Source organism: Salinimicrobium oceani, assembly GCF_012037645.1.
In genome coordinates, this window is record NZ_JAAVJR010000008.1 from 1 (window position 1) to 21,990 (window position 21,990).

The following is a 21,990-nucleotide window of genomic DNA, read 5'->3' on the forward strand; positions in this document are numbered from 1 at the left end:
ATCAATAAATGCAATACTGGTAAGGAACTCGAGCTTCTGATAAAAGAATCAATAGAAACATATAATAATGATAGGCCACACTTGAGTCTTCAAATGAAAACGCCTAACTTTATTCATGAAAAAACCTGTGAAGAAAACTCCACAGGTCTATCTAAATTTTTTATTTAAAAACTGTCAACCTATTTTAGGACGACACAGATTTTTGTCCCGCTATAGGAACATTGTAATTCCGGCGGCTAACATGCTCATGTGACCTTTTGGATTGGTGAAACCTGCATCTTTTTCCTGAAGATCCTCATCTTCCAGGCCTTTCAGCATATTATTCAGGCCATACTGATATTGAACCCAAAACTTTACAGATTCGAATCCGCCACTTGCGCCAACTGCAAAATTCACATTAAAAGTTGAGATCTTTTCAATATCAATAGCATTGATGTTGTAATTGGCCAGATACCATAGCTCCTTGTCCTGCCTGGCGTCAAGTTTCCCATTCACCTGTACCACTGGTCCCGTCTCCACACTTAGATAATGTTCGTAAAGTTTATAGCTGGCAAAGAAGTTACCCTGCACTCCTATCATGTTATATTCTATAGCCTGGCTGGGTGATGTCAATTCAAGCTTCTCCCTGCCTTCAATATCCAGTTTAAAATCATAAAAATTGATACCATAGACAAACTGAAAATCATTGTAAAAGGATGCCCTCGTGGTAAAACCCGCCATCCAACTGAGCTTTGGAGTCACAGGAAGATCATTTGTGACAATATTAAAATAGTTGGCACCAGCCTGTAAACCAGGACGGTTGTATTCTCCGTCCCACATACGCCGTTGCGCTTCTGCGGTAAATGAAAAGATTGCGATAAGAGCGAAGAGAAAGATTTTCTTCAAATCCATAAATCCGAATTTAAGAATAATGGCTAAATGTAGGGGTTTAATTTTATATCTTTCGTTAAAATTAAACTTCACAAAATGATCTCCACAATTTTAACTGCTCTTTTAATAGTCTTTGCCTTAGTAGTCCTTTTTTCTGGGATTTTTACAGTAAAACAACAAACTGCTGCAATTTTAGAACGCTTCGGAAAGTTCCAGCGAATTAGCAACAGCGGACTCCATTTTAAAGTTCCGGTAATAGATCAGATCGCCGGGAGGATCAACCTTAAGGTTCAGCAACTGGACGTACTTGTTGAAACGAAGACCAAAGATGATGTTTTCGTAAAATTAAAGATCTCTGTTCAGTTCCAGGTTATTGCGGCACGAGTCTATGACGCCTTTTACAAATTGGAAAACTCACATGACCAGATAACTTCTTACGTCTTTGACGTGGTACGTGCAGAGGTTCCAAAAATGAAACTGGATGATGTATTTGAAAGAAAAGATGATATAGCAATTGCGGTAAAAAGAGAATTGAATGAAGCTATGGAAGAATACGGCTATGACATCATTAAAACTCTGGTGACAGATATAGATCCCGATATACAGGTGAAAGCCGCGATGAACAGGATCAATGCTTCTGAAAGAGAAAAAGTGGCGGCAGAATATGAGGCTGAAGCCGAAAGGATCAAGATCGTCGCAAAAGCCCGTGCAGAAGCCGAAAGTAAACGTCTACAAGGTCAGGGAATTGCCGACCAGCGCCGTGAAATTGCACGTGGGTTAGAAGAAAGTGTGGATGTGCTTAACAATGTAGGCATCAACTCCCAGGAAGCTTCTGCTTTAATTGTGGTTACTCAACATTATGACACCCTTCAATCTCTTGGAGAAGAGACCCAGAGTAACCTCATCCTTTTACCTAATTCCCCACAAACCGGAAGTGATATGCTCAATAATATGATCGCATCCTTTACAGCTTCCAATCAAATTGGGGAAGCCATGAAAAAGGAAAATGCACTAAGAGAGCAAAAAAGAAAGGAAAAATTAGAAAAAAAGAAAAGAGAAACTAGGCAGGAACTGCCAGAAAAAGACGAAAATGAGGATAACCCGGAAGTTTAATTACTTCCACCTGTCCCCAATAAAACCTAATACCGAAGTAGTGCCTTTAAGAATAAGAGCATTCTTAAAAATGCTACCCGCAGCACTTTTGAAGATCCTTTTTGGAGAAAGACTTTCTTTGGCGAGATTATAGCTTAGCACCACCTTTTCCTTATCAATCTCCTTCTGGAGCTTGAGGAGCTTGAGGTCTCTTTCAATTTCGTCAAAGTTCTTATATTCTCTCATTTATTCTTAATAATGATTTCGTCTGTTTCGAAGTCTTTTTGCGGCGTGAATTCCGGATGAGCAGGTTTTGAATCGTTTTCAGGCTCTTCAAAGAACTTTTTTGAAGCAGGTGGTAGCAAAGCACTTGTGAGGACCTTACTGCCAAAGAAAACGAAGAATAAAGCTAAAAGAAGATATATTCCAGCTACGATAAAGAATCCGCTGCTTGGAGCTTCCAGCCAATCGCTAATTGCAACAGCGACTGCTATAGAAATGAACAATAGAGCAAATAAACCAAAAAAAGCTATTGCCACTCCTTTAATCGTGGCAGTAGCTCCTTTCATGGTTTTGTTAAACAAATCCAGTTTATAGTACTCCGCACTGCTTTGAGCGAAGCTTTTGATGTTTTCGTTTAACTCCTGTAAATTATCTGATATTCTTTCGAATGCCATACGTTTATGCTACAGCATTATCTGAGGCACTTCCGGAAGCACCTTTCTTATTTTTTTTTGAGGCTACGCTATCGTCAATATCGTCATTTTTGGAAGATTTGCTCTTTCCAGTACCATTACTTCCACTAGCTACTCTGCTGTCATCGCGATCTTTCTGAAACCGCGCATTCTGACGTTTAAGTTCCTCAAGTTTTGATTCGAGGCTGCTTAAGATATCATCAGCTTTATAACTTGCAGAAGATAAAGTTTCTTCCAGTCTCTGTTCGAAATCAGATTTGGCCTGCCTTGCTTTTTGACTAAGGTTTGAAGAGGTTTCCTTGTAACGCCTGTTGAGATCATCCTGAGTTCTTCTGGCGTTTTCACCCAGTTTTCTCCTGGTTTCCTCCCCACTCTCAGGTGCATATAACATTCCCAGGCCTGCACCTATTGCTGCCCCGGTTAGTAATGCTAAAAATGTACTTCCTGATTTTGCCATGATTTATCGATTGTTAAGATTAATACTACAACCAAATATAGCTCAATGCCGCCTGTGGGGCTGTTAATAACCGGTTAATATCCAAAATCCAATGCTAAAATATTCTTAATTGGAAAAAACCGTGCACCACTCTAATTCTTGCCGGCCCAGGAATCTCTCAGGCTCACTGTACGATTGAATACAAGACGCTCTTCTGTACTTTCTTTATCAACGTTAAAATATCCTAATCTTTGGAATTGGAATTGATCCATGGGCCTGGCATCCTTTAACCCAGGTTCTATAAAAGCATTGATCACTTTTAAAGAATCTGGATTCAGGAATTCCAGAAAATCCTTTTCCTTATCGGCATCTGGAGATTCTACGCTAAAAAGTCGGTCATAAAGCCTTACCTCTGCCTCAACAGCATGTTTAGCTGAAACCCAGTGCAAGGTTCCTTTCACCTTGCGCATAGATTCTTCGGTTCCGCTTCCACTACGGCTTTTGGGATCGTAGGTACAGTGGATCTCTTTTATATTTCCCTGCTCATCCTTTATCACCTCTTCTGCCTTGATGATATAAGCATTTTTAAGCCTTACTTCCTTACCTAAAGTTAACCTGAAAAATTTCCTGTTTGCCTCTTCCTTGAAATCTTCCTGTTCAATGTACAGTTCTCTTGAAAAAGGAATTTCTCTTGACCCTGCATTTTCATCTTCAGGATTGTTTTCTGCTTCCAGCCACTCTTCCCCGTCTTCAGGGTAATTGGTGATTACCAGCTTTACAGGATCCAGCACTGCCATCACCCGAGGGGCGGTCTTATTCAGGTCTTCTCTTATACAGAATTCCAGAAGCGATACATCAATGATATTTTCTCTTTTGGCGATCCCTATAGTTTCCGCAAATTTCCGAATGGATTCCGGAGTATAACCTCTTCTTCTCAAGCCCGAAATTGTGGGCATTCTTGGATCATCCCAGGAATTCACAATCCCTTTTTCAACAAGATGTAAAAGCTTCCTTTTACTCACAATGGTATGGCTAAGATTACGGCGTGCAAATTCCCTTTGTTTAGGCCTGAAATCTTCTTCTGAACTTATTTTTTCAAGGAACCAGTTGTACAATTCCCGGTGTGGCAAAAACTCAAGGGTACAGAACGAATGAGATACAGATTCTATATAATCACTTTGCCCGTGAGCCCAGTCATACAGGGGATAGATCATCCAGTCATTGCCCGTGCGGTGATGCTTGCGGTGCAAGGTTCTGTACATAACTGGATCACGCATGAGCATATTTTTGGAGGCCATATCAATTTTAGCTCGCAACACATGTTCTCCCTCCTGGGTCTCCCCATCTTTCATCTTTCTGAAAAGTTTTAGATTTTCTTCTACGGAACGATCGCGGAATGGACTGTTGGTTCCAGGTTGGGTAGGTGTTCCTTTCTGTTCTGCAATAGCTGCTGAAGGCTGACTGTCAACATATGCATCTCCAGATTCTATGAGCATTACTGCCCAGTCGTATAACTGCTGAAAATAATCTGAGGCATAACATTCCTTGGCCCATTTGAAGCCCAGCCATTCCACATCTCGTTTAATAGCATCAACATACTCCTGCTCCTCCTTTATGGGATTGGTATCGTCAAACCTTAGATTTACTGGTGCCTGGTACTTCTCTCCCAGCCCGAAATTTAGACAAATGGAAGAGGCGTGTCCAATATGTAAATAACCGTTAGGTTCTGGAGGAAACCGGAACTGCAGCTCTTCTTTTTTATAGTCATTCTTGAGATCGTCTTCAATAATTTGCTCAATAAAATTGAGGGATCTTTTTTCTTCAGCCATAATATAAAATTGAAGTGGCAAAATTACAGAAAATAAACATCATTTCCGCCGCTGTACCTATGTCTTCTGAATTGTTCCTATCTTCGCAAAAAATCTGGTTTTGGGAAGTATTAGACTCAGAAATATTAAAATCTTTGCCTATCACGGCTGCCTGGAAGAGGAAGGGCAAATTGGCAGTGACTATCGGGTTGACCTTAAGGTAAAGGGAGACCTTTCTTTATCTGCAAAGACCGATGCGCTTAAAGACACCATTGACTACGTACATCTCAATAAGATCGTCAAGGAAGAAATGGCGATTCGCTCTAAGCTTCTGGAAACCGTAGCCGAAAGAATTCTGAATCGGGTGATGGAGGAGCTGTTAATAGTGCAGAAAGTGACGGTAGATGTTTCTAAGATCAATCCTCCAATTGGTGGAAATGTTGCTATGGTAAGTGTGAGAAGAAGCAAAAGCAGGTAAAATTTTGTTAATTCTCCCAGAGAGGCAAAAGCATGGCCTCAAAAAGAGAAATTTTATTACATTTGCCTTCCGTAAGAATAACGGCATCGTGGCCGAGTGGCTAGGCAGAGCTCTGCAAAAGCTTGTACAGCGGTTCGAATCCGCTCGATGCCTCTCAAAAAGCTCCTTTTTTAAAGGGGCTTTTTTATTTTAAGAACTTTTAGTTCTATTTCAATTTACTTCAGCTAATAAAAACCATATTGATCCTCTCTGGGAATAGAGAAAACCTTTCACGAAGAGATGTCAAAAAAGGCATTTTTGACAGGAATAATTTACTGAATTATTTACTGGAATGATTGAATTTAGACACCGGTGCTTTCAGGCGTGATATTATCGATCTGCTCCTGAATCTGGTTCATTTCCTGCGGCACCAGGCCTTGTGCAATAAGAAAGATTCCGAAGATGACAAGAATAATACTTATTGCCCGTTTCACGTTGTATATACGGCTTGGCGTGAGCTTTTGATTCAGTTTTTTGGCGGCCAGGATCTTGAATATATCAATGATGAAGTAGGTGCCTAGAACAGTGCTGAAAAAGACGATCATCCTGTTGGTTTCCATTTCCATTTGCGGACCAAAAACAATGATCAAACCCAGCCAGAAACCCAATACTCCAATATTGATAAAATTCAGCAAAAACCCCTTTGCTGCAAGGCCCAGGTAATCTCTTTTATTCAGCTTCTGAATCTCGGGAACTTCTTCGTGTTGCAGCACCTTTTTATTCTGGATAAACTGAATAATTCCGTAGGTAACCAGGAGTCCGCCGCCAAAAACAAACAAGGCAGGATCATCCTTAATGCGGTTGAGGAGCTTAGTTGTACTTAAATAAGCGATCAAAAGGAAAATGATATCGGCAAAGATAACGCCCATATCAAAAGAAATTGCTGCTCTAAATCCTTTTATAGCAGCAGTTTCGAGAAGTACGAAAAATACAGGCCCTAATAAAAAAGCAAGAAAAAATCCTAAGGGAATTGCAGCCAGTATATCCTGAAACATCCAGATATTTTAAAAACACAAAGATAGAATTTTACTTTACTTAGAAAATTCTACCTCCAAGGCTGGTTTTAGTATCTACCTCCTTGGGCCTTCCAAAGATCTCCACAGTACCGCCTAAACTTGCAGATGCCTTTACATATTCACTTGCATACACCTCGCCTTTACCGGCAGTACCAGCACTAATTTCTGTATCTTTTGTTTGAAGATCCCTTCCATAGAAGTGACCTCCAGTGTTGATTTCCACCTCCTGCTCAGTAGCTTTCCCGGAGAGTTTTAATTTTCCACCGGTAACTGCTTTAGAGACGATCTTACGGCCTTTTACATGTGCCCCAATATTCGCACCTTCCTGAACTCTAAAAGTGAGCTCTTCTCCTTCCAAATCACCCGTTACTTCAACAACTGAACCTTCATTGGCATCAATGATCTCAATAGACCTTCCAAAAATGGTAATTTTCGTGTTGTCTTTTGACCAGAGATTATTCAACTTTAGCCTTACTTCGAGCCTGTTGCCGTTAATCTCATACTTCACTTCTTCCTTACTATGGCCCGTGATCTCGATCCTGTTCGTACCGGAAGGTATCAACTGTACCTCAAGCCCGTTAAAAACCTTAACCTCGGTGAAATTTCCAAGGTCTTCCTTAACATCCTGCGCCATGGCAGAGACTGAAAAGAGAAATAAAATTACCTGTAAACAGAATTTAAGTTTCATTTTCTACATCTTCTTTTGTTCCTACTAAGTTAAAATCGAGATGCCTCTTTACAAGATCGGCATTCTTTACAGTCACATAAACTTCGTCACCCAACTGGTAAATTTTATTGGTCTTGCGGCCAATGATCGCATATTGCTCAGGATCAAAATCAAAATGATCTTCCCTGATATCCCTAAGTCTCACCATACCTTCACACTTGTTGGCAATAATTTCCACATATATCCCCCATTCGGTCACTCCGGAAATAACGCCTAAAAACTCCTCATCATTGTGATCTTGCATAAATTTAATCTGCATGTATTTTATGGAATCTCTTTCGGCGTTTGTTGCGAGACTTTCCATATTACTGCTGTGCTGGCACTTAGCTTCGTATTCTTCTTCGGCTGCCGATTTTTCGTTGTCCAGGTATTGCTGAAGTAAACGGTGAGCCATGACATCGGGATACCTCCTAATGGGTGATGTAAAATGAGAATAATGGCTAAAAGCCAATCCGTAGTGTCCTATGTTTTCGGTGCTGTAATAGGCTTTACTCATCGTTCGAATGGTAAGCGTATCTATAAGGTTCTGCTCCTTTTTCCCCTGAACATTCTCCAGAAGACTGTTCAAAGATTTACTGATCTGTTTCTGATCCTTCAGATTTAATTTATGACCAAATTTGCTCACCAGAGACTGAAGTGCCGCCAGTTTATCATCATCTGGCTCATCGTGACATCTGTACACGAAGGTCTTTTTTGGCTTTTGTTTTCCAATGAATTCTGCAACCTTTTTATTGGCCAGGAGCATAAATTCCTCAATAAGCTTGTTAGCTTCTTTGGAAGTTTTAAAGAAGACCCCAATAGGATCGTTTTTTTCGTCCAATTCGAATTTGACCTCCACCTTATCAAAAGAAATGGCACCTTCACCCATTCTTTTTTTCCGCATCACTTCGGCGATCTCATTCATCTTAAGTACTGCAGAAACGATCTTGTCATCTACAAGATAAGATTCTCCGGTAAGAGATATCTCTGCCGGAATGTCGCCACCAGTAGTTTCAATAATGTACTGCGCCTCCTCATAAGCAAAACGTGCATCAGAATAGGTTACCGTTCTTCCAAACCACTGCTCTTTCACTTCCCCTTTGGCCGTCATTTCAAAAACAGCCGAAAAGGTATACTTCTCTTCATTGGGTCTCAAAGAACACGCGTTGTTTGAAAGAATTTCGGGAAGCATTGGTACTACCCTGTCAACGAGGTAGACAGAGGTGGCACGATTATATGCTTCTTCATCGAGTATCGTACCAGGTTTTACGTAGTGAGAAACATCGGCAATATGGATTCCTATTTCGAAATTTCCATTCTCCAGTTCCTTAAAACTCAAGGCATCATCAAAATCCTTAGCGTCTTTTGGATCTATAGTAAAAGTAAGGGTCTCCCGCATATCTCTGCGGTTCTTGATCTCTTCTTCCTGAATGCTAGTATCTATGCCCTGGGCAAAGTTCTCAACTTCTGCAGGAAATTCATGTGGTAAACCGTATTGTGCAAGGATCGAATGAATTTCAGTCTGATGTTCACCAGGTCTACCCAGAACCTGTACAACTTTTCCAAAAGGAGAATCAGCCTTTTCTGGCCACTCTTCCATTTCGACGACTACTTTATCACCATCTTTTGCCTCTCCAATCTTGTTTTTCTGAACAAAGATATCGGTGTACATCTTTCCATCGGGAATGGCTACAAATCCGAAATTCTCCTGTAGCTGAAGCACGCCCACGAATCGCGTTTTCTTGCGTTCCAGGATCTTGGTTATTTCTCCTTCAGATTTCTTATTGCGGCGGCTTTTATAAATATAAATTTCAACCTTATCTCCGTCAAAAGCCTTATTAATATTTCCAGAGGGTATAAAAACATCCTCCTCAAGTTCTTCGACCACAACATAACCACTTCCTTTAGCAGTCATGTCGAGAATGCCGTGGAAGTAATCAACCCCTGCATTAAGTCTGAACTTTCCTCTTTCTACTTCTTCAATTTTTTTCTTAGCAGCAAGTTGAGCAAGCGTTCTAATGATCTTATTCCTGCTGGAGGGATCATCCACTCCCATTTTTGCTGCAATCTGCTTGTAATTGAAAATAGCTCCTGCCTCTTTCCTCATAATTCCCAATACATGTTGGGTCACACTTTCAAGGCCAGGAGATTTTCCTTTATTCTTTTTGTTTCTGCTCATTTGATATATTAAGCGCTAAAATTAAGTCTTATTATTAACATCCACTTGAATTTAAACCAATTTCCCTCTTCTCCAATTGTTTTATAGGCAAAATTTAAAATAATGGCAACATTGTTTTAACATAAAATTATAATTACTCTTAAAATTATACTAAATTTGTTCTATAGCTTCCTTAAAGGAAACTCCGGAATTATGAGTAAATCCACAAAAATTACACTCATTTTTATACTGATCTTCTTAGTTGGAGTCCTCAGTTTTGTCACTTCCATCAACTACTCTCTGAATAACCCCAGGAACCTCCCTTCCTCAGACGATATAGATATTTCCTCTTAGCAGAAAAGTAATATCTTTAATAGTAACATAATACTATGAAAGATTTTATAACCCTTGCCGTTTTCACTTATCCTCACGAATACTCGGTACTGAAGCTTTTGCTGGAACAGGAACGTATACGATTCTTTTTCCAGAATGAGACCATGGTTGGGGTTTTCCCTTTCTATTCAAATGCCCTGGGAGGTATTAAACTAAAAGTACATGAGCTGGATAAGGAAAGAGCTCAGCATATCATAGATACCTTTAATGACTTCTCCTCTCCATTAAAGATCGTTTAGTTGTCAACAGTTATATTAAATACTTCTTTTTCTTTCTTTTTTAAAAAATTAAAATGTTGATGTATTATAGGCTGTTGATATGTAGCATAACTTTTTGAACTTTTACTTGCTTTGAAAAGTGAAATCATTCAGAGAACATTTTATGAACAGGATATCCTTGTTTTAAAGCCCTGATTTCTAAAAGAATTTTACTTTTTCTTAACAACTGTTCATAACGAAATGTGAAAGCTCGTTCTTGACAACTTAACATTTTTTTAATGTTTAGAACCTGCTTTTTGTTGCTTAAAACTTCCCAGAAAAAAGGAGAGCTAAAATTTTCATATCTCGCAGTTTCTTTGGTATTGCTAATTCCCGGGACATTACCAAATTTCCTTTTGATTTTTTCGCCTGCTTTTATGAACAAAATTTCTACTTTTATAAAAGCTTAAAAATAAAGGTGTTGTAACATTTAATTAACAATTGGATAAATAGCAGTTGATAAAGGGAATTTTTACCTTTGTATACGCTTTAAAACTACACTTATGAAAATATCAATTGGAAATGACCACGCTGGTACAGGTTATAAAAACGCTGTTTCAGAATTCCTGAAATCCAGAAACATCGAAGTTATTAATCACGGTACAGATAGTGACGCAAGTGTAGATTATCCAGATTTTGTTCATCCCGTCGCCAAAGATGTGGAAGAGAAGAAAGTTGATTTTGGAATCATCATCTGCGGTAGCGGAAATGGAGCTAATATGACTGCCAACAAGCACCAGGCCGTAAGATCGGCATTATGCTGGACAAAGGAGATCGCGGCTTTAGCAAGGGAACACAATGATGCAAATATTCTAAGCATTCCCGCACGATTCACTTCAAAGGAACAGGCTGTAGAAATGGTAGCCATCTTTCTGGACACGGAATTTGCGGGAGGCCGACACAGCCGCCGGGTTGAAAAGATCGCCTGCAGCTAGATATGGAGATAATTGTAAAGAATTTTAAGGAGCTTGATATCCATGAACTATATGAAATTCTACGACTGCGAGCCGAAGTATTTGTTGTAGAACAGGATTGTGTTTACCAGGACATTGATGGAAAGGATCAGAAAGCGCTTCATGTTTTGGGCTTCGAAAATAGCAAGCTGGTCGCGTATACCCGTCTCTTTCCTCCCGGAGTATATTTTGAGGAAGCGGCCATAGGAAGAGTTGTGGTACACGAAAATAGCCGGAAAAAAAATTATGGACATCAAATTCTTGAAGCATCCATAAAAGCCATAAAAGAACACTATCAAACCACATCAATCAAGCTTTCTGCCCAAACCTACCTCATCAGGTTCTATGAAAGCCATGGCTTTGAACAAATAGGAGAAGGATATTTAGAAGATGGCATTCCCCATATAGCAATGCTAAGATTTTAAGCTTTTAATATTTTCTTATAAGCCTGCTGGTCATTAAGGATTTCCTTTGCTTTTATGATCTCAGGATTTTTCTTCACGTAGTATTCGTATAATCCTTCTTTGTAAAAATATCTTTTGATGATCTCTTCAGATAGCAGGCTTCTTATTTCTGACTTCTTTGTAATGAGTGCCTGTTTTTTAGCATCTGAAATTCTCTTCTGAATATTCTTTATTTCTCCTGAAAGCTCCTGTTGATAACCTTCTTCTTCTGCCGCTGTCACTACCTCTTCCATGGCTTTTTCTGTAGAAGTTTTAAATTCAAAATTCCTGGTTTCCAGGTATTTTAAAAAATTGGAATAATCTTCATCTGTAAAATCAAAGGCTTCAGGAGTTTTCAACTCATGTGAATAATAGTACTGAGTAGCAAAGTCAAAAATGGCATTTTCCTGAAGGATTGCATTTGTAATATCACTAAATTCAGAAGTTTCTAACTTAATATCTGGTAAAATTCCGCCGCCATCGTAAACATTTCTGCCATTTCTGGTTTTAAATTCGTTGTAATCTTTTGAGGCAATTCTGCGGGCATTGCCTTCCTTATCACGTTCCCTGTAATCTAAGGCCTGTATACATCGGCCACTGGGAGTATAATAGCGGGAAATGGTCACCTTTAACTGCGTGCCGTACGTAAGCTCCTTAGGACGTTGTACAAGGCCTTTTCCAAAGCTGCGGGCACCAATGATCACGGCACGATCAAGATCCTGTAAAGCGCCTGCAACGATCTCACTCGCAGATGCACTGCGGCCATTTACCAGTACTACCAGCGGAATTTCTGTGTCAACAGGTTTTCTCGTTGTCGAAAATGCCTGATTGTATTTCTCTACTGCCGATTTTGTGCTGGTGATCAATTCATTTTCGGGAACAAAAATATTGGTGACATTTATAGCTTCCGAAAGCAGACCTCCCGGATTGCCACGAAGGTCTAAAATTACCTTTTCTGCACCCTCACTTTTGAGTTCTTTTAAAGCCTTAATAGTTTCTGCAGAAGCATTACGGTTAAATTGTGAAAGTACAATATATGCTGTTTTGTCTTCCAGTAATTTGTAATAAGGAACGGCTTTTATTTCCACTGCCCCACGCGTAAGGGTGGTAGTTTTTAGTTCTCCCCTGCGTTTATAACTTAGCTCCACCTTTGTATTTGGCGCCCCCTTGAGCAGTTCTCCCGCATCTTCTTCAAAATTGGCAACCTCAATATTTCCAATCTTGATGATCTCATCTCCTGCTTTGAGTCCCGCCTTATCTGCAGGATAATCCTTATAGGGTTCTAAAATGACAATTTTATCGGCCTTTATCCCCACAGTAGCACCTATCCCGGTGTATTCACTGGCATTATCGATGCGGGCGGCCTGTACCTCCTGTTCATTCCAGTAATGTGTATAAGGATCAAGATCTTCCAGCATGGCATTGATTGCAGTATCCATGAGCTCTGCTGGATTCGTCTCATCAACATAATTCATATTGAGTTCTTTGAAAAGTGTGGTAAAGATCTCCAGCTGTTTGGCTATTTCAAAGAAATCAGATTTAAAGCCAAGGCTTGTAAAGAACAGCACAGGAATGGCTGCCAAAAATGCTATTTTAGAGTATGTCTTTTTCATTGTCCTTCCCTTTTTCTTGCTGCACAAATTTTTTGAGGAGTTCTTCCGTAGCCTGGAAAATTGTGGAATAATCCATCATTTCCCTGCCAGTGTAAATGATCATTATAGCGTATGAAGCAGCTAATTTATTGGTAACAAGATACTTATTTTTTCTATAGGCCTCTCTCATCAGCCGTTTTAATTTCATCCTGTCAACCGCTTTTTTAAAAGATCTTTTTGGAACAGAGACGGCTATCCTGTTCTTTTCATCTGTTGCTTTTCCCTTCGGAAGATAAACCAGTCGTAAAGGATATTTTTTGACTGACGTTCCTTCTGAAAATAGCTGGTCAATAAGCAGTTTACTTTTAAGTTTTTCTTTTTTTCCGAAGCTTTGATCCATGCAGTAAAATTATTGATAATTCTTTAGCGGAAGTCATTTTTTAAATCGGTTATGATCTGGTCCTGAATAATAAAAAAACCCCTTCCAGAGAAGGGGCTTTAAAATGACATTTTTGGAACCTATTCTTTTTCCTGTTTTGGAAAGACATTATTATCCATATTAGCATCTGCCATCATTCCGCTGGGATCAATAGCTATATTACTTACCTGTGCCTTTGGTTTGTTAAGCGTGAAGGAATAGGTTGGATAGGCCCAGGCCCAGTCTTCCTTAGTCTGCTCTTCGGTAAAACCTGGCTTGTGCTGTCTCATCATTTGCAGAGGGATGTAGATCTCTTCTGAAGTACCATCTGTATAGGTAACAGAAAGCTCAATTGGCATTGGCATCTCCCCTATTCTTTGCAGTACTACACGAGTTTTATCTCCTTCTTCTTCAACAGCCTGTATACCGTAATCTATTTTATTCGTGGTTCTGGTCCAGTCAGTAAGATACCAGTCCAGTTCTGCCCCAGATACTTTTTCGGCAACGCGAATAAAGTCATTAGGTGTAGGATGCTTGAATTTCCATTCGTCATAATACCTCTTAAGCGTTTTCTTCAGGTTTTCTTCTCCAATGACGTACCCTAACTGGGACAGGAATACTGATCCTTTTGAATAGGCTGAAGCTCCATATGCAGCATTGAAAGTGTACCTGTCGGCATGAGTGGTTTGTGGTTGTTCAACTCCTGAATTCGCGAGTCTCATATAGCTGCGGTAAGAGCCGGTAAAAGGATTTTCTTCATTCATGTCCATGACCTCGTTCATCGCCAAATCTGAAATATAGCTGGTGAAGCCTTCATCCATCCATTCATGCTTACTCTCGTTGGTAGCTAAAAGATGCTGAAACCAGGCGTGAGCAAGTTCGTGGGCAGTTACTCCTACTAAGCTTCCAAAGTTCCTTTCTCCGGTGATCAAAGTGAGCATGGCATATTCCATTCCGCCATCACCGCCTTGAATTACGCTGTACTGTGGCCATGGATACGGACCAATATTTTCGTTAAAGAAAAGAAGTAATTCTTCGGTTTTAGGCTGAAGATTCTTCCAATTCTCCTTGATCTCTGGTTTGTTTTTATACAAAAAGTGCAGCACGGTACCATCACTGGCAGTACGCTTGTCGTGAATATATTCAGGATCTGCTGCCCAGGCAAAGTCCAGCACATCTTCGGCTACAAAATGCCAGGTGAGTTTATCGCCTTTCTTACGCTTTACTTGCACCCCTTCATCTTCATAACCGTGACCAATTTCGTTTGGATTCTGTAGAACTCCCGAGGCTCCAAGTACATAATTTTTGTCGATAGCTATCTTTACATCATAATCGCCCCATACGCCATGCCATTCCCGGCCTATATATGGATCGGCATGCCAGCCTTCAAAATCGTATTCAGCCATTTTTGGAAACCACTGGGTCATGGAAAGCGCAACACCTTCACTGCTGTTTCTTCCAGATCTTCGAATTTGCTCAGGGACCTGTCCTGCAAATTTCATCGAAAAATTCACTTTTTGACCAGGTAGGATGGGGGTATCAAGCTCTACCTCCAGCACTGTTCCCACCTCTTCAAATTGAAGGGGTTTTCCGTTTTTGGTAAGTGTATTTACCTTCAGGAATCCTTGTTGTGCAGGCGTAAGTTTTGAGATCCTGTCACCAACCCGGGGGTCTGCATCGGCAATGGTACGGGAGCGAACATCCATCTCACTTCCGGGTTGAAAAGCATTAAAAAAGAGGTGATAAAATACCCTTTTTAAGGTATCTGGTGAATTGTTTGTGTATTCCAGTTCCTGCTCACCGGTGTACTGGAAGTTTTTCACATTCATGTCAACGTTCATCTTGTAATTTGCCTCCTGCTGCCAGTAGGAAGTATTGTTCTGAGCGTTAACTCCAAGGCATGCTAAAAATGCCAGTGCTATTATTCCTTTCTTCATATTTATTAATTTGAAATTTTATCTGCCATAATTAAGGCGTTGTAAAGATTTGCCATTTTTCCCGATGTAGATAGTTCAGAGAATCTTTTAGTGTTAGAAGGTTCACCGCCAATAATCACAGTTGCGTTAGTGGATAAACCGCTTTCCATGATCACTCGTTTCACTTCATAATCAGAAAGTTTTGGGAAGTAAGACCTAATCATTGCTGCAATCCCTGCTACAGCAGGTGCTGCCATAGATGTTCCCTGCAGGTATTCATACTCGTTATTTGGTGTAGTTGACCAGATCTTGGTACCTGGAGCAAAGACATCAACATTTGTTTTTCCGAAGTTCGAAAATCCTGCGATCAAACCTGATCCATATTTATAATTCAAAGCACCAACAGTCAAGAAATTTTCTGATATTTCCTGTGGGTTCTTTGGATCCTGATCATTAGGATATACCGCATTCTGGTCAAGGTTGATCCCCTCGTTTCCGGCAGCATTTACTATAAGCACGTCATTCTTATCGGCGTACTTAATAGCATCTCTTACCCACTCTGGATGTGTAGAGAAATACTTTCCGAAGCTGGTGTTGATAATGCTCGCGCCATTATCTACTGCATAGCGAATGGCAAGGGCGATGTCCTTGTCATACTCATCCCCATCGGGTACTGCTCTTAGCACCATGATCTCTACATTGTTGGCGACACCGTCAATTCCGGTATTATTATTTCTTTCCGCAGCAATGATCCCGGCAACGTGGGTACCGTGTTTCAGATCTTCCTTATCTGGGGTTGGGCCCATAACATTGTTGTTTCCATAGTTGGTATCGGTAATATCGTCCACGTCGTCACCAACAACAGCCCGGCCATCAAGATCAAGATTGAAATGTGTAGCAAGTCTTCCGTCAAAATAGGAAATAGCTTCCTGCAACTGTGTAATTGCTTCAGGAATTGTTCCTTCCACATTGCTCATTACCTGAATAAGAAAACCTTTGTACTGCTGCATTTCTTCGGTAGTTGCCTGCATTTCGCGAAGCTCATCCACCGTATAGTTCTCTTTTCCCAGTTGTTTTGAAACTGCTTCATGAGATACTTTTAACTGCTGAACAATGCCCTCATATTGGTTCTTAAGGCCCATAGCCTCGTTGTACTCTTTGTCATACTCGGCCTTAGCTCTTTGATAAAGTTCAAATTCCTGCTGATCTTCGGGCTTAACAGCTCCGGCGGGTACTCCATTGAATTTTGGTCTTAGTTTTTTAAGGATTCGGGTGTATTCCAGATTCTCTTTTACGGCATCGCCCAAAAAGTTCCAGCCATGCATATCATCTACATACCCATTTTTATCGTCATCAATCCCATTATTAGGTCTTTCATTGGGATTGGTCCAGATCACTCCGTCCAGATCTTCGTGTTCTATATCTACACCACTGTCTATAACAGCTACAATGACCTTTTTACCTTTATTGTTTTTAATGATCTCATTGTAGGCTTTTTTCACGCTCATTCCAGGAATGGTATCGCTAATAAGATCGGCCCCGCCCCAGCCCTGAAGCTGCACATCTGTAAGTTCTGAGACCTTTAATGGGATTTCATCAATATTCTCAATTGGGGTTGAAACTATCGCAGGGGCAGAACTACCACAGCCTGCCATTGCAGCTGCCAGACCGGCAACCAGCAAGGGTCTGTAAATTGGTATTTTCATATTTTTTCTAGTTAAAAAGTTCATCGAATTTATATATTTCATTTAATCGTATTCCTTTCTCTGTTTCCTTGACACTAATCACTTTGTTGTGAGCATCGTGTTCCAGGAATAACAGGTAATCTTCACGGGCAGCTCTTTCCAGAAATGCTTGTTTTTCGGGCAAGGTCAATAAGGGGCGGGTATCATATCCCATAACAAAAGGCAAAGGCAAATGGCCGGCAGTCGGTAGCAGGTCTGCCATAAAAACCAAAGTACGACCCTGATATTTAATATGCGGGATCATCTGCTTGTCTGTATGGCCATCTACAAAAAGAATTCCGAAATCGAGCTCAGACGACTCCTGGAAAGCTCCTCCCTGTCTTTTGATGAAATTCAGTTGTCCGCTTTCCTGCATCGGCAGGATATTTTCTTTTAAAAAGGAGGCTTTTTCCCGGGCATTAGGTTTGGTTGCCCATTCCCAGTGTTCTTCATTGCTCCAGAACCTGGCATTTTTAAAGGCAGGCTCATATCCGGTACGGTCCTTATTCCATTTGACGCTTCCTCCACAATGATCAAAGTGAAGATGCGTCATAAAAACATCGGTAATGTCATCTCGGGTAAAGCCATATTTCTGAAGAGATCTATCGAGATTATCATTTCCCCACAAATAGTAATAGCCAAAGAATTTTTCACTTTGCTTATCGCCCATACCCGTATCTACGAGAATGAGACGCTCCCCATCCTCAATAAGCAGGCAGGTAGCAGCTATATCTATCATGTTGTTCTCGTCTGCCGGATTGGTTTTATTCCATAGAGACTTCGGGACTACGCCAAACATAGCGCCTCCATCCAGTTTAAAATTTCCGGCTTCAATAGGATATAATTTCATTTACGATAAAATGCTTTGTTATACTTTCGGATTAATTCACCGTAAATATATTATTTTTTCACCGGGGCTAATGGTGTCGTGAAAATGGAATGGCCTTTTGCGCCCTTCGGGATTCACGATCAAAAGTGGAAGAATCTCTTTTTCATCCTGCTTTTGTTGTTTAATCCACTGCCTTGTCGACATTTCCTCTTCGATTTCCTCTTCGACTTCCTGCACCTGCCGCTGACTGATCTTATAGCTCCAGGGTTCCAGTTTGGTCTTGGTTGCGAACATTGATGAGGCATCAATTCTATCCAACATATCTACTCCCGCGCCCGATTCCTTCGGATCCATAAGCACGATCTTCTTCGGAATATAAAAGGAATTATTGGCCAGTTGTGCAGCTAATAAATTGATCTCGCTGTTTGCTGTTAACGCCAGGAAACTACCCTTGTCAATAGCGCCGGCCTGCTCCATAGTTTCTTCCTTGAGTATATTTCCCATAACACAATCTAGTCCTTCTCGTTTTGCAATTTCAACCATGTCCCTGTTAGCATCAACAATAGTGACCTCATCCTGTTCCTGCAAATGTTTAGCGAGGTAAATTCCCAATGGATTTGCCCCCAGAATAAGAAATCCTTTCCGAGATTCCTGGTGAATAAGTTCGCCTCTTTTTTTGAGCCATTTTGTGGTCCAGGTGAGAAAAACAGGAACTGTCAAAGTCGTGAAAATGGCCATAAACACAAGAATGGAAAAGATCTCTGGTGAAATGATCCCCATCTCCAGGCCTATTCCTGCAATGATGATCTCCACAGCTCCTCTTCCGTTCATTCCCGTGCCTACTGTTATTCCTTCGCGCCAACCGTAACCGCTGGGAAGGTAAAACAACGCTGTTCCCCCTATTTTCCCTACCATGGCTACCAATGTCACTGCAATTAACATCAGTAAATCGGTCTGGAAAATGTCTAAGGTGACGTTAAAACCCGCCGAAACAAAGAAAATTGGCGCAAGAAAACCTATGGAAACATCATGGAATATATCATTGATCTCCTTTGAGATCTGTCGGTTGAAAACTCCATCCCTGATGAACAATCCCGCCATAAAGGCACCAAGAATACTGTGCAGCCCTGCCAGTTCTGCGAGTTCAGCAAAACCAAAGACAATAATCAGAATGAGAGTGAAGTGAAGGGTGCGATCTTTGATCTTTGCCCGGCTTAGCGCTTTTCCCAGCAGCGGGAGAAGGTAGATACCAGCCAAGGCAGTGAGTATAAAAAAGAGAATGGCTTTTCCTGCTACCCATATAATACCAAGGGTGTCAATATTCCCGGCATCTACAAAGCTCATCATTCCTGCAAAGATGATAAGCGCCAGCGTATCGGATATTAAAGCCCCTGCCATCAAGACATAGGCGATCCTAGTATTGAGCAATTTAAGGTCTACGAGGATCCTGCTCTTTGTTGCCAAAGATGTAACCCCTACAGCTATAGCCACGAAAACAGCAGCCATTTGGGTGCCGCCAAAATAAATGATGGTATAATAACCAAGCGCAAAAGGCACAATAAAGCCTCCAATTGCTGCCAGTAGTCCGGGCCACGACGCTTTTCCGAGATCCCGGAAATTTATTTCCATCCCTATGTAGACCATCAGCAGGATGATGCCTACTTCAGCGAGAACACTGATCATTTCTGAAGTCTCCAGCACTCCCAGTAAGGCAGGCCCAAGAATGATCCCTATAACAAGTTCTCCTAAAATGGCAGGATAACCCATTCTTTTTGCCGCAGCACCTCCTACCCAGGCTCCGGCCAGTATAATGAGTAAGTTGAGAATGTTGAATTCTTCCATAACAGAGGGTTTAATGCAATGCAGACCAAGTGAATATTTGCTTGTGAACCGCTACTTTTTTAAAGGGGGAAAGAAAATAGAGAATTTTTATAAAAGAAGACGTGTCTCGATTTTCATATTTTCCTAAAAATCCCTTAAAAATAACATTTTTGGGAAGTATTTAGTTTTTTAGGTCGCAATATCTACTATTTTTAATTTTTATTAACACAACATTTAATGAATGAATTTCTCGAGATCGTAAAGCATGAATTTGAGCTGCCACTAAGTAATCCGGTGTTGGTATTCTCTCTCATTCTTTTGATCATCCTTATTTCTCCTGTTGTGTTGAAACGGCTGAATATTCCGGGAATAATCATTCTTATCCTTTCCGGAATTCTCATAGGTCCTTTTGGAACCGGAATTTTAGAACAGAATTCGGCAGTAGACCTCTTCTCCACGATAGGTCTTCTTTACATCATGTTCATAGCGGGTCTGGAACTGGATATGAACCAGTTCAAGGCCAATAGGAACAAGAGTTTTCTGTTTGGGTTCTTCACATTTATTATTCCCCTGGGAATTGGATTTCCGGTTTGTTATTATCTGCTCAACTATGATTTCAATGCCAGCTTTTTAACGGCCAGTATGTTTGCAACTCACACCTTGCTCGCTTATCCCATTGTGAGTAAGCTCAAAGTATCCAAGAACGAGGCAGTAGCTATCACGGTGGGCGGAACTATACTTACAGATACAGCGGTGCTTATAGTTCTTGCTGTGATAATGGGAAATCATGAGGGCACTCTTGATGCTGCTTTTTGGCAGAGACTGGGAATTTCTCTAAGTGTGTTTGCAGCCATTTTGTTCCTGCTCGTCCCCAGGATTGCCAAATGGTTCTTTACAAAAATGGAAAACGAGAAGCATTCGCATTACATTTTTGTGCTTACTGTAGTCTTTATCGCTGCTTTTTTAGCTGAACTTGCAGGAGTAGAGCCCATAATCGGGGCCTTTCTTGCGGGGCTCGCCTTAAACAGGCTCATTCCCCATTCTTCGGCCTTGATGAATCGTATAGAATTCATTGGAAACGCCCTTTTTATCCCATTTTTCCTTATAAGTGTAGGTATGCTGGTAGACATAAGCGTGATCTTCAGCGGGCCCACAGCCTTGATCGTTGCCGGTACTTTGAGCGTGGTCGCAATTCTGGGAAAATGGCTGGCATCGTTTTTTACACAGGTAGTTTTTAAGTACACTGCAGCGCAACGCAAGGTAATTTTTGGACTAAGTAGTGGTCATGCCGCGGCAACGCTTGCCGTAATTATTGTGGGATTTAATGCCGGCATCATTGATGAAAACATCCTTAATGGTACCATTATTCTCATTCTTGTAACTTCTATTGTTGCAACTCTGGCCACGCAAATGGCTGCAACGAAACTGAAAGCTGAAATGGAAAAGAATATTTCCGCAGAAGTGAGGAAAACTGAAGCTTTTCAAAATGAAACCATTCTTCTGCCAATTGCTAACATCCTGAATTTCGATAAGCTGCTGGAGTTTGCCATTCTCATAAAGGATAAATCCTCACCCAATCCCATTTCCATCCTCTCTGTAGTACCTAATAATGCTGAGGCAGAGATCAACATTGCCCGGGCAACCAGTAAACTGGAAGATTTTGTTGCCCAGGCTTCGGCAGCAGAGGCTGAAGTGACCATACATACTACCATAGATCAAAATGTGGCCCAGGGGATCGCTCGAAAATCAAAGGAAATCATTGCCGATTTGATCATTTTTGGATGGCCATCAGACAAAGGTCTTATGGATAAGCTCATTGGGAAGAAAATGGAGCGCATCATTGCTGCCAATACTAAAACTTCATTTATCACACATTTTGGCAGGCCCCTGGCAACCCATAAAAGGATCTTTGTCATTGCTCCTGCTCTCGCCGAATTGGAACCCGGCTTCCTTCTTTGGCTTAAAAAGGTAGATATATTATCGAAAGAACTCAGCGTTCCGGTGGTGATGAACTGCACCGAAGCCACCCGAAAGGCTATTGCAGCTCGGTTAAAAGAACTTAAAACAGACACGCCGCTGCATTACAAGATCTTTTCTGAATGGAATGATTTCCTTATCCTGGGCAGGGATATGCAGGAGGAAGATATTGTGATCCTCATCTCGGCTCGAAAAGGGTCGAATTCCTATCAAAATGTCCTTTCTACAATTCCGGCGAAACTTGAAAAATACTTTTTTGACAAAAGCAGGATCATAGTTTATCCTTAAAAAAGGCAATTTCAAAGTTTCTTCCATTAGTTTTTACTATTTTATCCCACTTTTGAACAGCAGGAGAAGCTAATGTTCGAA

Annotated in this window: 22 protein-coding genes and 1 tRNA gene; 8 read left to right on the plus strand and 15 right to left on the minus strand. The window is 40.9% G+C overall.

Annotated elements, in window-relative coordinates:
- Positions 1-168: integrase core domain-containing protein (locus HC175_RS12740; RefSeq protein ID WP_168138890.1), on the plus strand; the 168-nt coding region annotated here is incomplete at its 5' end.
- Positions 169-210: 42 nt separating this feature from the next.
- Here HC175_RS12740 and HC175_RS12745 read toward each other — a convergent pair.
- Entirely contained in the window at positions 211-891 is a 681-nt protein-coding gene (locus HC175_RS12745) for a hypothetical protein (RefSeq protein WP_168138891.1), read from the minus strand.
- A gap of 75 nt (positions 892-966) precedes the next feature.
- Here HC175_RS12745 and HC175_RS12750 point away from each other — a divergent pair, with 75 nt between their 5' ends.
- Complete coding sequence (locus HC175_RS12750) at positions 967-1,983, plus strand: SPFH domain-containing protein (RefSeq protein WP_168138892.1); 1,017 nt, start codon at positions 967-969, stop codon at positions 1,981-1,983.
- Here HC175_RS12750 and HC175_RS12755 read toward each other — a convergent pair whose 3' ends face one another.
- The 4 genes from HC175_RS12755 to HC175_RS12770 all read right to left on the minus strand — a co-directional run bounded on the left by HC175_RS12755 (position 1,984) and on the right by HC175_RS12770 (position 4,922).
- On the minus strand, positions 1,984-2,208 hold the full coding sequence (locus tag HC175_RS12755) for a DUF6327 family protein (protein WP_168138893.1): 225 nt from the start codon (positions 2,206-2,208) through the stop codon (positions 1,984-1,986).
- Positions 2,205-2,639 carry a phage holin family protein gene (locus tag HC175_RS12760; RefSeq protein ID WP_168138894.1) on the minus strand — a complete coding sequence of 145 codons (435 nt, stop codon included), beginning with the start codon at positions 2,637-2,639 and terminating at the stop codon, positions 2,205-2,207. Before HC175_RS12760 ends, HC175_RS12755 begins: the two co-directional genes overlap by 4 nt.
- A 4-nt stretch (positions 2,640-2,643) precedes the next feature.
- Positions 2,644-3,114 (minus strand): YtxH domain-containing protein, encoded by a 471-nt coding sequence (locus tag HC175_RS12765; protein ID WP_168138895.1) that lies wholly within the window; start codon positions 3,112-3,114, stop codon positions 2,644-2,646.
- A 131-nt stretch (positions 3,115-3,245) separates the two neighbouring features.
- Entirely contained in the window at positions 3,246-4,922 is a 1,677-nt protein-coding gene (locus tag HC175_RS12770; protein ID WP_168138896.1) for a glutamine--tRNA ligase/YqeY domain fusion protein, read from the minus strand.
- 100 nt (positions 4,923-5,022) lie between these two features.
- Between HC175_RS12770 and folB the strand changes: the two genes are divergently transcribed.
- Positions 5,023-5,379: a dihydroneopterin aldolase gene (gene folB, locus HC175_RS12775; protein ID WP_168138897.1), complete on the plus strand. Its 357-nt coding sequence runs from the start codon at positions 5,023-5,025 to the stop codon at positions 5,377-5,379.
- 82 nt (positions 5,380-5,461) lie between these two features.
- Positions 5,462-5,532, plus strand: a tRNA-Cys gene (locus tag HC175_RS12780).
- A 188-nt stretch (positions 5,533-5,720) separates the two neighbouring features.
- Here HC175_RS12780 and HC175_RS12785 read toward each other — a convergent pair.
- Genes HC175_RS12785 through rnr form a run of 3 tightly spaced genes read right to left on the minus strand, consistent with a single transcriptional unit; the run spans position 5,721 to position 9,319 of the window.
- Positions 5,721-6,413, minus strand: coding sequence for a LysE family translocator (locus tag HC175_RS12785; RefSeq protein WP_168138898.1), 693 nt, complete (start codon positions 6,411-6,413; stop codon positions 5,721-5,723).
- 40 nt (positions 6,414-6,453) lie between these two features.
- Positions 6,454-7,122: a head GIN domain-containing protein gene (locus HC175_RS12790; protein ID WP_168138899.1), complete on the minus strand. Its 669-nt coding sequence runs from the start codon at positions 7,120-7,122 to the stop codon at positions 6,454-6,456.
- Positions 7,112-9,319: a ribonuclease R gene (rnr, locus tag HC175_RS12795; RefSeq protein ID WP_168138900.1), complete on the minus strand. Its 2,208-nt coding sequence runs from the start codon at positions 9,317-9,319 to the stop codon at positions 7,112-7,114. The genes HC175_RS12790 and rnr overlap by 11 nt, the downstream gene beginning before the upstream one ends.
- Positions 9,320-9,687: 368 nt before the next feature.
- On the opposite strand from rnr, the gene HC175_RS12800 reads away from it, so the two are divergent.
- Entirely contained in the window at positions 9,688-9,930 is a 243-nt protein-coding gene (locus HC175_RS12800) for a DUF2007 domain-containing protein (protein ID WP_168138901.1), read from the plus strand.
- A gap of 124 nt (positions 9,931-10,054) precedes the next feature.
- Here the strand turns inward: HC175_RS12800 and HC175_RS12805 are convergent, their stop codons facing one another.
- Positions 10,055-10,333 (minus strand): hypothetical protein, encoded by a 279-nt coding sequence (locus HC175_RS12805; RefSeq protein ID WP_168138902.1) that lies wholly within the window; start codon positions 10,331-10,333, stop codon positions 10,055-10,057.
- A 118-nt stretch (positions 10,334-10,451) separates the two neighbouring features.
- On the opposite strand from HC175_RS12805, the gene rpiB reads away from it, so the two are divergent.
- Both rpiB and HC175_RS12815 read left to right on the plus strand, forming a co-directional pair.
- A complete protein-coding gene (rpiB, locus tag HC175_RS12810; protein ID WP_168138903.1) occupies positions 10,452-10,883 on the plus strand; it encodes a ribose 5-phosphate isomerase B in 432 nt (143 codons plus the stop codon).
- A gap of 2 nt (positions 10,884-10,885) precedes the next feature.
- The gene (locus tag HC175_RS12815) at positions 10,886-11,326 is read left to right on the plus strand and encodes a GNAT family N-acetyltransferase (RefSeq protein WP_168138904.1); all 441 of its coding nucleotides are present in this window, start codon (positions 10,886-10,888) and stop codon (positions 11,324-11,326) included.
- Here the strand turns inward: HC175_RS12815 and HC175_RS12820 are convergent.
- The 6 genes from HC175_RS12820 to HC175_RS12845 all read right to left on the minus strand — a co-directional run bounded on the left by HC175_RS12820 (position 11,323) and on the right by HC175_RS12845 (position 19,665).
- Positions 11,323-12,957 carry a S41 family peptidase gene (locus HC175_RS12820; RefSeq protein WP_168138905.1) on the minus strand — a complete coding sequence of 545 codons (1,635 nt, stop codon included), beginning with the start codon at positions 12,955-12,957 and terminating at the stop codon, positions 11,323-11,325. The genes HC175_RS12815 and HC175_RS12820 overlap by 4 nt on opposite strands.
- Complete coding sequence (gene rnpA / locus HC175_RS12825) at positions 12,938-13,336, minus strand: ribonuclease P protein component (RefSeq protein ID WP_168138906.1); 399 nt, start codon at positions 13,334-13,336, stop codon at positions 12,938-12,940. Before rnpA ends, HC175_RS12820 begins: the two co-directional genes overlap by 20 nt.
- A 119-nt stretch (positions 13,337-13,455) precedes the next feature.
- The gene (locus HC175_RS12830; RefSeq protein ID WP_168138907.1) at positions 13,456-15,291 is read right to left on the minus strand and encodes a M1 family metallopeptidase; all 1,836 of its coding nucleotides are present in this window, start codon (positions 15,289-15,291) and stop codon (positions 13,456-13,458) included.
- A 5-nt stretch (positions 15,292-15,296) separates the two neighbouring features.
- Positions 15,297-16,976, minus strand: a complete 1,680-nt coding sequence (locus tag HC175_RS12835) for a S8 family peptidase (protein ID WP_168138908.1) — start codon at positions 16,974-16,976, stop codon at positions 15,297-15,299.
- A gap of 7 nt (positions 16,977-16,983) precedes the next feature.
- Positions 16,984-17,844, minus strand: coding sequence for an MBL fold metallo-hydrolase (locus HC175_RS12840; RefSeq protein WP_168138909.1), 861 nt, complete (start codon positions 17,842-17,844; stop codon positions 16,984-16,986).
- Positions 17,845-17,880: 36 nt separating this feature from the next.
- Complete coding sequence (locus HC175_RS12845) at positions 17,881-19,665, minus strand: cation:proton antiporter (protein ID WP_168138910.1); 1,785 nt, start codon at positions 19,663-19,665, stop codon at positions 17,881-17,883.
- A gap of 216 nt (positions 19,666-19,881) precedes the next feature.
- On the opposite strand from HC175_RS12845, the gene HC175_RS12850 reads away from it, so the two are divergent.
- The gene (locus tag HC175_RS12850; protein ID WP_168138911.1) at positions 19,882-21,909 is read left to right on the plus strand and encodes a cation:proton antiporter; all 2,028 of its coding nucleotides are present in this window, start codon (positions 19,882-19,884) and stop codon (positions 21,907-21,909) included.
- The last annotated feature ends 81 nt before the right edge of the window (positions 21,910-21,990 follow it).